Source organism: Bradyrhizobium sp. USDA 4516, assembly GCF_054055915.1.
The window spans coordinates 5,907,749-5,920,174 of sequence record NZ_JBSRXT010000001.1; the positions used below are offsets into that span (position 1 = coordinate 5,907,749).

The following is a 12,426-nucleotide window of genomic DNA, read 5'->3' on the forward strand; positions in this document are numbered from 1 at the left end:
CATTGCGACGCGAGGGAAGAGAATGAATGAAGATCAAACCATTCGAGCGGCTTTGGATCATCACTGGGCAGCCTCAGATGCAAATGACTTCGAGGCGGAGCATGAGATTTACCGTGATGATGCCGTGCTTGAGTACCCTCAATCCGGGGAGAGAATCCGCGGTCGACGCAATATTCAAGCGTCTCGTTTTGCGCAGCCGAACAAGAAGCGCTTTACGGTGCGACGCATACTCGGCGCTGCCGACCTTTGGGTTACTGAATTTGTCCTTACATACGACGGCTTGCCATCTTACACGGTGAGCATCATGGAATTCAGAGGCGGGAAGGTCGTTCGTGAAACCCAGTACTTCGGTGATCCCTTTGAGCCGGGGCCGTCGCGCGCCCAATGGATCGAGCCAATACGTTGAGATGTCTTTGCATTCAATCTCACCACCGCAGCGTGCTCCGGCTCATCATTCTCGTGCGTTGCCTGCCAATGCCGACGAGGTGATCGAGTAGGATGGTCATCGCACGCATGAGTCCGGGATGGCCCTAAGCTGATGGTCTGCATGACTCCCGAGAGGTTGGCTCTTCGAGGGTAACCGGAAGTCCCTCGCGCTTTTATCGAAGTTGAGTGCGGCTGCCTCTCACCCTACTCTCGCCCGGCCGGTTATCGGCAAGCTGGAGGAAATCATGAGAACTCAATACTTGATGGCATTGTCACTGCTCAGCGGCATCGCAATCGGCGGGTTCGCGTTCCAAGGTTTGCACGCTCAAACCAAGCTGAAGGCCTACAGTATCGGTGAGATCGAACCAATTGCTGGTGCAACTGTTTCGCCCGCTTATATCGAGGCAGCGAGAAGGGCACTGGCCGAGGCCGGTGGCCGCTCAATGGGGACTTTGAAAGGCAGAGTTTTCCACGCGGAGGGCGGGCCTGCTCCAATCAGTGTGGCCATGACCGAGTGGGATAGCGCAGATGCCGCCATAGCATTTTTCCAGTCCAAGGTCTGGAAGGACCTTGCACCTGAGGGCGCGAAAACCGCGAAAACGATACGGCGATACATCGTGGAAGTTGAGAAGTGACCACCAACTTTGGTTCCTTGACTAGGCCGCCTCAGTTGGCGGCCTAATTCATTTCGATGTTGCCTGCTAGCCCTAAGCTGACGGTCTGCATGTCTAGCGCTCATTCCCTGCGATGTCGGTATGCGCCTCTTGGCGATGATGTTAAGGAAAGGGTGTTCGCGAAGCCCGCAAATACTCGCATTCTGCGGCATCGTCGGCGCACTGGTAAGGAGCCGCAGGATCACTTCTGCTCCCGCATGGTCGATGCGGCGCGCACACCTGAGGGCGTCTCGCCGAAGTGCCGGCGGAACGTGCGATTGAAATTAGAAACGTCACCAAAGCCGACTGCATACGCGATGTCGATGATGGCCAAATGCAGGTGGTGCGGGTCAGTCAACATCGCGAAGGCACGCTCGAGCCGGCGTCCTGCAAGATGCTCGGTGAAAGACTTTCCGGTCCCCTCCTCGAGCAATTTTTGCACGTATCGCCGCGACATGCCGATCGCCCCAGCGACCTTGTTCAAATCGAAATTGGGATCGCTGTAGCGTCTCGCGACTTCCGCTAGGATCGCCTGCAGCCTTGCTGCCTTCACACCGCGCTCCGTAATGATGTCTGTTGCTTGGTCGGTCGGCCCGAGCGTCGCGGCGACAAGATCGAGGAGATGTACGCCGACGGTGGCGGCTAGCTCTGATGACGGAGGTTCTTTGAAGGATGCGAGCGACCGCAGGTAGCGGTTGAGAAGTCTCAGCGCCGGTCCGGAACGCACTGGCCGACCTGATAGGTCTTCCGGGTTGGCCACCAGAGACCTAAGGGCGGCAGCCTGCACGGTTACGAATTTGACGCTCCCCCCACGCGGCCCAAATACTCGCAGCGTCCTTCCCCGATCGACCAAACAAGCGGAGCCGACGTCATAGCCATACTCTTGGCCAGCATTTGCAAATTGGACCGGTCCAGCCTCGACGAGGTTCAGTCCGAATTGCTCACGGCTATCCTTGAGGTGGTGTTTGTGACGAATAAACGCCACCGGCGTCGTGACAAGGCTACAAACGCCAACCGCACCGAGCGACAAGCAGGTGACGTCGATACGTGGGCGGCCACCGCTGTGGTCTATCACGTCCAACGCGAGGTTCAGCCGCGCAAACTCCTCACGGAACGTGGAGAACCGCACGCGCTCCGGCAGCATCTCGGTCGACCATCGCAAAAGGTGAGATGACGTTGGCATCTCGACCTCCCGTTTTGGGGGCAGTCCCTCAAGTAATCATAATGGGCGGCGCTTCGCTACTGTGTGAAATGGCTTACAAAGGGAAGCCGGCTGCGCGACATTCGTCCTGTTGAGGACCGCTTGTGGCCCAAGGCCGACATGCAGCGCGTCGGTTTCGACGTCAGCTTCCGAGACCGAAGCGGACGTGACGAATCTATGAGCACAGGTCCTAATTACGCACGCGACGGCGCATCCGCGAGCGAGCTCAGCGCGATCCCACCGACGATCAGGGCCGCGGCAATCGCCAGCGAGAGATCGATCGGCTCGCCGAGCAAGAGGGCTGCGGTCACGATACCGACGATCGGCGTCGCCGTGGTGCCGAGCGAGGTGGTCAGTGCCGGCAGGCTCTTGTTGACCATGGACATCGCCCAATAGGCCAACGCCGTACCGATGAAGCCGGAATAGAGGAACAGCAGCAGGAGGTGTGGCGACCATTTCACCTCGGGCACGCCTTCGGTGACGAGCGCCGACATCGTCAGCACCAGCGTCGCGACCAGCACCTGCCACAGCAGCAATTGCAGCGGCGTCGCGATCCAGCGGTGCGAGCGGATATAGATGATGTTCGCGGCCCAGCAGATCGCGGCGATGATGATCATGCCGGCGCCGGCGAGGACATGCAGATTGCTCCAGTCCAGCGACGCCGGGTTGAGGATCACGCCGAGCCCGGCGAGTCCCAGCGCGACGCCGACAAGCTTGAGCGTCCCGAGCCGTTCGGTGCGCGCGGCGGCCGCGGCAAGCGCGACCCAGAGCGGCGTGGTGTAGCCGAGCACGACGCCCTTGCTGGCCGGGAGATAGCGCAGGCCGGCGGCGACCAGCGTCGAGAAAAACGTCATGTGCAGCAGCGCCACGCTGAGCACGACCGGGACATCGGCGATCCGCGGAATGATCAAATTGCCGCTGGCGCGCAGGATCACCAGCAGCGCGATCAGGGCGACCCAGCTGCGGATCGATGCGGTCCACAGCGGCGGCACCGCCTCGACCAGCGATTTCGTGACCGACCAGTTGATGCCCCAGGCCAGCACCACGACGATGAACAGGGCGGCGGCCTTGGCGGGGGAGAGTGACTGGTTCACGGCAGGATCCTTGCAGGCAATACCGCTTGTGAATAGGATCATGCTGGCTCTCTCGAAAGAGCCAGATTTGGTAGAACAGTGGAGCCAGATTGATCCTCGCCGAATTGCTCGCGCTGAAGCGATCGGACGATGCCGGGCTGGCCGCGCAGTTGACCCAGCAGCTGCGCGAGCTGATGGCGAGCGGCCGGATCAGGAGCGGCGCCATGCTGCCATCGAGCCGCAGCCTTGCGGCCGAGCTCGACGTGGCGCGCAACACCGTGACGCATGCCTATGAGCAGCTCGTCGCCGAAGGGTATCTGCGGGTCGCGGCGCGGCGGCGGCCGGTTGTGACCGACGATATCGAGGCGCGCTTCGCCAAGGCTCTGCCCGCGCCACGCCGTGATGCCGCCCGCAAGCCGCTGCTGTCGCCTTGGGCGTTGCAGCTCTCCGATACGGATTGGCCGCTGTCCTACCAGGCCGATTTCCGGCCGCTGCGTCCCGGGCTTGCGGATGCACGGGAGTTTCCGCACGAGATCTGGGCGCGCTGCCTGCGTCGCAGCGCATTGCGCCGCCGCCTCAATGACCAGACCGTGGTCAACCGGCCGAGCCTGCGCGAAGCCTTGCGCGATTATCTCGAAGTCAGCCGCGGCGTGCGCGCCGAGGCCGATCAGATCCTGATGCTGCCGACGGCGCAGGCGGCGCTGACGTTGATCGCCGCGACCGCCATCGTCGCCGGCGATGCGGTCTGGACCGAGGATCCCGGCTATCCCGGTGCGGCGGCGGCGTTTCGTGCCGCCGGTGCAAACGTCGTCGGTGCCAGGCTCGATCAATGGGGCATGATGCGGATGCGCGCGACGCGCGCGCCGAAGCTCATCTTCGCGACGCCGTCACATCAGCACCCCACAGGGCGCGTGATGCCGGTCGCGCGCCGCACCGAGCTGTTGGCTTCCGCCGAGCCCGGCAAGACCTGGATCGTCGAGGACGATTACGACGGCGAGTTTCACTATGACAGCCGCCCGATGCCGGCGCTGCAGGGGCTCGATCGCGAGGGACGCGTGCTCTATCTCGGCACCTTCGCCAAGGCGATGACCGCCGATATCCGCATCGGCTATCTGGTGGTGCCGCCATCACTGGCGCGGACGATGGAGATCGCGCAACGCCATCTCGGGCTGATCGCCTCCGTGCATGTCCAGGAGGCGCTGGCCGGCTTCATGGCCGACGGGTATTTCCTGGCGCATGTCAGGCGGATGCGGCGGATCTATCGCGCGCGCCGCGACCACCTCGCGGCGGCGCTGGCGCGGCAGCTCGGCGAGGTGCTCACCGCCGAGGTGCCGCCGGGCGGCATGCAGCTGATTGCCCGTTTCAAGGATGGCCGTGCGGACCGGGATGCTGTGACGCGCCTGGTGGTCGCCGGCGTCGAGGTGCGCGCACTGTCGAGCCTCGCGCTGGAGCGGCCGCGCGACCACGGCCTGTTGCTCGGCTTCGCCGCCTGGCGCGAGAACGAGATCGGCGCCGCGGTGCGGATCATGGCGAACTGCCTGACCGGCAAGCGCGCGACGCGTGGATAGAGGGGCGTTCGCACGATTTCGGAATAATGGAAGAATATCCCTGAGTTGCCCGACGTTACCTTCGAGCGCCGGCGGCCGCCGGCACCTTTGCATGGGGTTGTTTTCGATATTTTTCAGCACGCCCCTGCGACGGCCCCCGTGCGGGAGAGGGACGCCGCCCAGATGCTGCTACGGCGCGGCCCGTCTCGCTGTGTCGCAGGCTTACTCCGCGGCCTTGGTGACGATCCGTACCTCCGACGTCAGCGTCTTGTGCACCGGGCACTTATCGGCGATCTCCATCAGCCGCTTGCGCTGGTCGGCGTCGAGTTCGCCCTCGATCCTGATGACGCGGTCGATCTGGTCGAGCATGCCTTCGCGCGTCTCGCACTCCTCGCAATCCTTCGCGTAGATCTTGCTGTGCGTCAGCGTTACGGTGACGCGATCGAGCGGCAGCGACTTGCGGTCGGCATACATCCGCATCGTCATCGAGGTGCAGGCGCCTAGCCCGGCCAGCACGAAGTCGTACGGCCCGGGGCCGGAATCCTGGCCGCCGACCGCGACCGGCTCGTCGGCCAGCATGCGATGCGGGCCTGCCGTGACAATCTGCTGAAACTTGCCGGCGCGGGTCTCCTGTACCACGACATTGCGCGGCGCACTGCCGGTATCTGCCGCCGGTTGCGGCGCGATATCGATATAGCGTTCGGCCCAGGCGCCGATCACGTCGGCGACGTAGGCGGCATCCTGTTTGCCGCTCAAGAGATGGTCGGCCTCGGCCAGCGAGACGAAGCTCTTGGGGTGCCTGGCGGCGCTGAAGATATGCGTGGCGTTGTCGATGCCGACGGTGTCGTCGGTCGGCGAATGCATGATCAGCAGCGCCTTGTGCAGCTGCTTCACCTGCGCCATCAACTTCTGCTCGGCGACGTCGTCGAGGAATTCGCGCTTGATGCGGAACGGGCGGCCCGCGAGCGAGACTTCGCCTTCGCCCTGCGTGCGAATGTCCTCGATCCGGTCCCTGAAGAAATGCGTGACATGGACGGGATCTGACGGCGCGGCGATGGTCGCGACCGCCTTGGCTTCGGGGATTTGACCCGCGGCGGCGAGGATCGCGGCGCCGCCCAGGCTGTGGCCGATCAGGATCGCGGGTGCTGTGCGCATCTCGCGCAGATGGTCGGCGGCGCGGACGAGATCGGCGACGTTCGACGAGAAGGTCGAGTTGGCGAACTCGCCCTCGCTGGAGCCCAGACCGGTGAAGTCGAAGCGCAGCGTGGCGATGCCCTTGGCCGCGAGCGCGACCGCGATGCGCTTTGCGGCCAGCACGTCCTTGCCGCAGGTGAAGCAGTGCGCGAACAGCGCATAGGCCTTGATCGGCCCGTCGGGCGTGTCAAGCGCGGCGGCCAGCTGATGGCCGCCAACACCGGTGAATTGAAAGCGTTCGTGCGGCACGGGCAGGCTCCATCATTCTGTTGGTGTGTCAGTCGCCAGAATAGCGCTGTTCGGCCCAGGGATCACCGCGATTGTGATAACCGCGCACCTCCCAGAAGCCGGGCGCGTCCTCGGTGAGGAATTCGATGCGCTGCAGCCACTTCGCGCTCTTCCAGAAATAGAGGTGGGGCACCACGAGCCGCACCGGGCCGCCATGCTCCTGCTCCAGCGGCTTGCCCGACCAGCTATGGGCGAGCAGGGCGTCCTCGGCGGCAAAGTCTTCGAGCGGCAGGTTGGTCGTATAGCCGTCATAGGAATGCAGCGCGACGAAGCGCGCGTCCTCGCGCGGCTGGCAGGCGGCGAGCAGGTCGCTTGTGGCGAGCCCTTCCCACTGGTTGTCGTAGCGCGACCAGGTCGTGACGCAGTGGATGTCGGAGACGAATTGCGTTTACGGCTGCGCCATGAACTGCTGCCAGGTCCAGTAGATGGTCTGCTCGACCGCGCCGTAGACGTCGAGCCGCCAGCGCTCCTGGGAGATGTTCGGCATCAGCCCGAGATCGAGCACCGGCCAATCCGCCGTCAGATGCTGGCCCGGCGGCAGGCGCTGCTCCTCCGGCCGGGCGACCTTGCCGGTGAGGAATTTGCCTTCGCGTGCCCAGCGCTGCTTGCTGCGCGTCAGCTTGCTCTCGGGCGGTTCGTTATCGTCGGTCATGGCGTCGTGCGATCATTCGTGGCGGTGCATCGCGGAGTCGCGCTTGGTATCGCGCATCGTCGAATAGATCAGCAGCGACAGGAAGATCATGCCGCTGAGATAGTAGTAGAACCAGTCCTCATGCCCGATGCTCTTGAAATAGAGCGCGACCGCCGGCGCGGTGCCGCCGAAGATCGACACCGTGATGGCGTAGGGCAGGCCGACGCCGAGCGCGCGGACGTTGGTTGGAAACAGCTCGGCCTTCACGATCGCGTTGATCGAGGTGTAGCCGGCGACGAAGATCCAGGCGCCGCAGATCAGAAGGAAGGCCATGAACGGCGACTTGGTATCCTTCAGCGCGGTCAGGATCGGGATCGTGCCGAGCGTGCCGGCGATGCCGAAGAAGATCAGCAGCGGCTTGCGGCCGATCTTATCGGAGAGCCCGCCATAGATCGGTTGCAGGATGGTCGCGAAGATCAGCGAGCCGAAGATCACGAAGGTGGTCTGGTCCTCGGTGAGGCCGACCGACAGCTTCACGAAGGTCTGCATGTAGGTGGTGAAGGTATAGAACGCCGCGGTGCCGCCGGCGGTGAGGCCGACCACCAGCAGCAATTCGCGCGGATAGTTCAACAAGCCGACGATCGAGCCGGTCGGTTTGGAAACCTTCTTGGCCTCCTCGAAGGCCTCGGTCTCATGCAGGCTGCGGCGCATCACCGCCGCGACGATCGCGAGCATGGCGCCGATCACGAACGGAATCCGCCAGCCCCAGGCCTTCAGCTCGTCGGGCGTCAGGAACACCTTTTGCAGCAACAGCAGCACGATGATCGCGGTGAGCTGGCCGCCGATCAGCGTGACGTACTGGAAACTGGAATAGAAGCCGCGGTGCTTGGGATCGGCGACCTCGCTGAGATAGGTGGCGCTGGCGCCATATTCGCCGCCGAGGCTCAGGCCCTCGATCACGCGGGCCAGCGCCAGGATCGCCGGGGCCGCGATGCCGATCGAGGCATAGGTCGGCGTCACCGCGATGATCAGCGAGCCGAAGCACATGCAGACCACCGAGAGGGTTAATGACAGCCGCCGGCCATAGCGGTCGGCGATGAAGCCGAACAGCCAGCCGCCGAGCGGGCGCATGAGGAAGGTCGCGGCAAACAGCACGGCCGCATTGAGCTGCTGCACCACCGGGTCGCTGTGCGGGAAGAACGCCGGCGCGAAATACAGCGCAAACGCCGTGTAGGCGTAAAAATCGTACCACTCGACGAGATTGCCGACCGAGCCGATGAAGATCGCCTTCACCCGCCGCTCGACATCGTGGATGTCGAGATGATCGCTCGCGGGCTGAGCGGTTTGTTGGGTCATGGCATTGCTCCCGGACTCGTCGGTTCGATTCCGGGGCAAGCTACCTCATTGGGTGACGCGATGTAACCGCTGTCGGGTTCCTCAGGCGTTGCTGCCGAACAGAACGGGCAGTTGACGCGGGCCGCGCACCGTGCCTTCCGACCAGGTGACCTTGCCGGCCGGATCGAGCCGGAAATCAGGGATTCGCTTCAGCCATTCCTCGATCGCGACCTGCATCTCCATCCGCGCAAGGTTGGAACCGACGCAGCGGTGGATGCCGAGGCCGAAGGCGGCGTGGCGGTTCTCCTTGCGGTCGATCACCACCTTGTCGGCATCGGGGAACATGGCGGGATCGCGATTGGCGGCGGGGAAGGACAGCAGCACCATGTTGCCTGCCTTCACAGGGCAGCCGGAGATCGTGGTCTCCTTCATCACCTCGCGCGCCATCGTCACCGGCGAATACGCGCGCAGGAATTCCTCGATCGCGGTCGGGATCAGCGCCGGCTCCGCAATCAGGCGCTCGCGATCGGCCGGCGTCTTGGCGAGGTGCCAGAGCGAGGAGCCGATCGCGCTCCAGGTGGTGTCGATGCCGGCGATCAAGAGCAGCCGCAGCGAGCCGAGCACATGCTCGTCGGTGAGCGGCTGGCCGCCGGGGCCCTTGGCCCGCAGCAGCTGCGAGATCAGATCGTCGCCCGGCTCGAGCTTGCGCTGCTCGAGATGGGCCACGAAGTAGCCGGTCATCTCGCGCACGCCGTTCATCAGCTCGTCTTCGTTCTTGATGCCGAGCTCGAGGATCTGGTGGATCCATTTGATGAACAGGTCGCCGTCCTTCTCGGGAATTCCCAGCATATGGGCGATGGCGCGCACCGGGATGTGCTTGGTGTAGCGCGCGGCGGCGTCGCAATGGCCATCGGCGATGAATTCGTCGATCAGCTCGTTGCAGATCGCGCGCACCCGCGGCTCCAGCCGCTTCATCGCGTCCGGCGTGAACGGCGGCAGCAGCACCTGCTTGGCGGGCTTGTGCTCCGGCGGATCGGAGGTGATCGGCGGCGCGCGAGCGGTGATCTCGGGGCGGATGTCGCGCACGATGACGCGGCGCGAGGAGAAGTGCTCGGTGTCGTAGGCGATCTCCTTCACCGCCTGATAGGTGGTCGGCATGTAGCAGCCGAGGAAGCGCTCGGTATGCACGACGGGCGAAGCCGCGCGCAGCGTCTCCCAGATCGGGAACGGGTCGTCGGTCCAGACCGGATCGGTATGGTCGAAATCATGGACCCAGTCGGAGACCCGGGGATGTTCGGGCAGATAGCTTGCGGACGGGGAATCGGACATCAGCTCGTTTCCTTCTCGTTCGATCAAACGCTGGTTGGCTCAACGGGCGGCGCACGGCCGTCCCCGGCTGGCCGTCATTCCTCGGTGACTTCGATCGCGATTTCCGGGCAATTGGTCTGCGCGAGCCAGGCCTTGTCCTCGAGCCCGGCCGGGACCGTCCCGTCGCCGACCTCATGGGCGTTGCCGTATTCGTCGAGCTCGAACAGTTCGGGGGCGAGTGATTTGCAGCGGGCGTGACCCTGGCACTTGTCCTGGTCGATGCGGATTCTGAGCTTGGACATGCAAGCACCTCCCTCGGCTCTGGCGCATTGTGGGTTGCGCCGGGTTCCTCATTCCGGTTTATGCAAGCCTTGTTTAGGCAAATTCTTGTTTAGGCAAGCTCTTGGCTTGCTTGGGCGGCCGGCCCTCTTAACCGGATCGCCAAGTTATAGTATATTACATTATCGTCGCGCTTGCGCGTCAAGCGAAAATTCAGCGATCATAGCCGCAATGGGACAAATCGTTCGTAAGCCGTTCAAAACCTACCACCATGGCGACCTCCGCGAAGCCCTGATCCAGGCCGCGTTACGCGAGGTCGAGCTCGGTGGTCCCGAGGCGATCAGCATCAAGGCGCTGGCCAAGCAGCTCGGCGTCTCGCAGCCGGCGCCGTACCGGCATTTCGCCGACCGCGAGGCGCTGCTGGAGGCGGTGACCGCGGAAGCATTCCGGCAGTTCAACGTGATCATGCGCGAGGCGATCGAGCAGTCGAGCAAGGGCTCGAAGCTGTCGCGCTTTGCCCAGGCCGCGCTCGCCTTCGGGCTCGAGCGCCACGGCATCTACCGGCTGATGTTCGCGTCGCGCACCATGGCCTGCGCGCCCAAGGGCAGCGAGCTGCACACCGCGGCGATGGAAACGCTGGCACTGCTGATCGAGTCGTTCGAGGCGCCGGCGGTCGGGCTCTTGCGCGAGCGGCAGGCGCTGAAGATCTGGGCCGGGCTGCACGGCATCGTGATGCTCGCCGAGCAGGGCCTGCTGACCGGCGAGTCCGCGCAGATCAGCCGCGAGGAGTTGCTGGACGAAATCGTCGAGCAGACCAAGGCGGCACTCACTGTGGCGCTGCAGGCGACGGAGGATAAGGCGTAGGGCAGATCGTCTGCAGCCTATCCTTCGTGCCATAGAGATAGATAGCCCCGTCATTGCGAGGAGCTCGCGACAAAATTGCAGAGCAATTTTGCGCTGAAGCGACGAAGCAATCCATCGTTCTGCGCGCTCGGTGACAGATTGCTTCGCTTCGCTCGCAATGACGAAGTGGAGGGTATCGCCCGCCTCTCCACCATAAGGGTCAGGATCGCGGCGGCCGCGGATCGATCGGCGTGGTGCCGCGCACGCCCAGAATGTCCTCCAGCACTTTCGCGCCGGCCAGCAGCTGCGCCTCGGCGCGCGGCTTTGCGACCATCTGCAGGCCGACCGGCAGGCCCGAGCCGGTGAAGCCGCAGGGCAGCGACAGCGCCGGGCAGCAGGCCAGCGTGATCGCGTAGACGATGCCGAGCCATTCGACGTAGTTGTCGAACTTCTTGCCGTCGCATTCGGCGACATAGCGGTTCTCGACCGGGAACGGCGCCACGATGGTCGCGGGCGCCAGCAGCAGGTCGTACTTGTCGAAGAATTCGAGCGTACGCGCCGTCATCGCGACGCGCTGCGCCTCGGCGCGTTCGAGCTTCTCGACCGTGAGCTTCAACCCTTCCTCGATGTTCCAGATCACCTCGGGCTTCAGCAGATCGCGTTTGGTGCGCAGCAGTTCGGCCTTGCTGATTGCGAAATCGAACGCGCGCAGCACGTGGAAGCATTCATGGGCTTCGCTGAAATCGGGATGCGCCTCCTCGACGATCGCACCGGCTGCCGCGAACCGCTCCGCCGCCTTGCGGGTCACCGCCTTGACCTCGGGATCGACCGGCGTGATGCCGAGATCGGGCGAATAGGCGATGCGCTTCGGCCTGCTGCCTGACCGCGCCGCCGACAGGAACGACGTCGGGAGTGCGGGCAGCGACAGCGGATCGGCGGCATGCTCGCCGCTCATCGCGTCGAGCAGCAGCGCGAGGTCCTCGACATTGCGTGCCATCGGTCCCTGCTGGCCGAGCGTGCGGTCGACGCCGAATTTCGGCGTCTGCGCGACGCGGCCGATCGACGGCCGGAGGCCGACGATGCCGCAGAAGCTCGCCGGGTTGCGCAGGCTGCCGCCCATGTCGGAGCCGTGCGCCAGCCACGCGGTGCCGCTCGCAAGTGCCGCCGCGGCGCCGCCGGAGGAGCCGGCGGCCGAGCGCGATGTGTCCCAGGGATTGCGGGTCGGGCCGAACACCTCGTTGAAGGTGTTGGCGCCGGCGCCGAATTCCGGCGTGTTCGACTTGGCGTAGATCACGCCGCCATTCTCTTCGAGACGCTCGACCAGGATGTCCGACTTCGCCGGGACGTTGTCCTTGAAGATCGGCGAGCCCAGCGTGGTCAGCACGCCGGAGACGGCGGTGAGGTCCTTGATCGGAACCGGAAGGCCCGCGAGCAGGCCGCGCTCGCTGACCGGTTTCTGCATCAGGGCCTTGGCGTGGGTGCGGGCGCGGTCGAAGCACAGCGTCGGCAGTGCGTTGACCTTGCCGTCCACCTCGGCGATGCGCGTCTCCAGCACGTCGAGCAGATCGAGCGGCGTAACGTCACCGGCCTTCAGCTTCTCGACGACGGCACACGCCGTTTCCTTCACCAAGCCCTGATCAGCCATGCG

The 12,426-nt window shown here is 64.4% G+C and carries 11 protein-coding genes and 1 pseudogene; 4 read left to right on the plus strand and 8 right to left on the minus strand.

All coding sequences use genetic code 11. From position 1 onward, the window contains the following. Nucleotides 1-22: 22 nt before the first annotated feature. Entirely contained in the window at nt 23-406 is a 384-nt protein-coding gene (locus tag ACVI1L_RS26910) for a nuclear transport factor 2 family protein (RefSeq protein WP_057017631.1), read from the plus strand. 265 nt (nt 407-671) lie between these two features. Next, nucleotides 672-1,061: a DUF1330 domain-containing protein gene (locus tag ACVI1L_RS26915; RefSeq protein ID WP_229190439.1), complete on the plus strand. Its 390-nt coding sequence runs from the start codon at nt 672-674 to the stop codon at nt 1,059-1,061. A gap of 220 nt (nt 1,062-1,281) precedes the next feature. On the opposite strand, the gene ACVI1L_RS26920 is transcribed toward ACVI1L_RS26915, so the two are convergent. Further along, on the minus strand, nt 1,282-2,262 hold the full coding sequence (locus ACVI1L_RS26920; protein ID WP_456784291.1) for an AraC family transcriptional regulator: 981 nt from the start codon (nt 2,260-2,262) through the stop codon (nt 1,282-1,284). A gap of 212 nt (nt 2,263-2,474) precedes the next feature. Beyond that, the gene (locus ACVI1L_RS26925) at nt 2,475-3,416 is read right to left on the minus strand and encodes a DMT family transporter (protein ID WP_076827162.1); all 942 of its coding nucleotides are present in this window, start codon (nt 3,414-3,416) and stop codon (nt 2,475-2,477) included. A gap of 47 nt (nt 3,417-3,463) precedes the next feature. Between ACVI1L_RS26925 and pdxR the strand changes: the two genes are divergently transcribed. Then, the gene (gene pdxR / locus ACVI1L_RS26930) at nt 3,464-4,921 is read left to right on the plus strand and encodes a MocR-like pyridoxine biosynthesis transcription factor PdxR (RefSeq protein WP_456784292.1); all 1,458 of its coding nucleotides are present in this window, start codon (nt 3,464-3,466) and stop codon (nt 4,919-4,921) included. A 201-nt stretch (nt 4,922-5,122) separates the two neighbouring features. On the opposite strand, the gene ACVI1L_RS26935 is transcribed toward pdxR, so the two are convergent. The 5 genes and pseudogenes from ACVI1L_RS26935 to ACVI1L_RS26955 all read right to left on the minus strand — a co-directional run bounded on the left by ACVI1L_RS26935 (nt 5,123) and on the right by ACVI1L_RS26955 (nt 9,958). Further along, the gene (locus ACVI1L_RS26935; RefSeq protein WP_456784293.1) at nt 5,123-6,343 is read right to left on the minus strand and encodes a bifunctional alpha/beta hydrolase/OsmC family protein; all 1,221 of its coding nucleotides are present in this window, start codon (nt 6,341-6,343) and stop codon (nt 5,123-5,125) included. A 28-nt stretch (nt 6,344-6,371) separates the two neighbouring features. Next, a pseudogene (locus ACVI1L_RS26940) lies at nt 6,372-7,034 on the minus strand (sulfite oxidase-like oxidoreductase). 12 nt (nt 7,035-7,046) lie between these two features. Beyond that, nucleotides 7,047-8,369 (minus strand): MFS transporter, encoded by a 1,323-nt coding sequence (locus ACVI1L_RS26945; protein ID WP_456784294.1) that lies wholly within the window; start codon nt 8,367-8,369, stop codon nt 7,047-7,049. Nucleotides 8,370-8,450: 81 nt separating this feature from the next. Then, a complete protein-coding gene (locus ACVI1L_RS26950; RefSeq protein ID WP_456784295.1) occupies nt 8,451-9,677 on the minus strand; it encodes a cytochrome P450 in 1,227 nt (408 codons plus the stop codon). A gap of 74 nt (nt 9,678-9,751) precedes the next feature. Next, nucleotides 9,752-9,958, minus strand: coding sequence for a ferredoxin (locus ACVI1L_RS26955; protein ID WP_456784296.1), 207 nt, complete (start codon nt 9,956-9,958; stop codon nt 9,752-9,754). Between the two features lie 208 nt (nt 9,959-10,166). Here ACVI1L_RS26955 and ACVI1L_RS26960 point away from each other — a divergent pair, with 208 nt between their 5' ends. Then, nucleotides 10,167-10,799, plus strand: a complete 633-nt coding sequence (locus tag ACVI1L_RS26960; protein WP_076827173.1) for a TetR/AcrR family transcriptional regulator — start codon at nt 10,167-10,169, stop codon at nt 10,797-10,799. A 199-nt stretch (nt 10,800-10,998) separates the two neighbouring features. On the opposite strand, the gene ACVI1L_RS26965 is transcribed toward ACVI1L_RS26960, so the two are convergent. Next, a complete protein-coding gene (locus ACVI1L_RS26965; protein ID WP_456784297.1) occupies nt 10,999-12,423 on the minus strand; it encodes an amidase in 1,425 nt (474 codons plus the stop codon). Between the last annotated feature and the right edge of the window lie 3 nt (nt 12,424-12,426).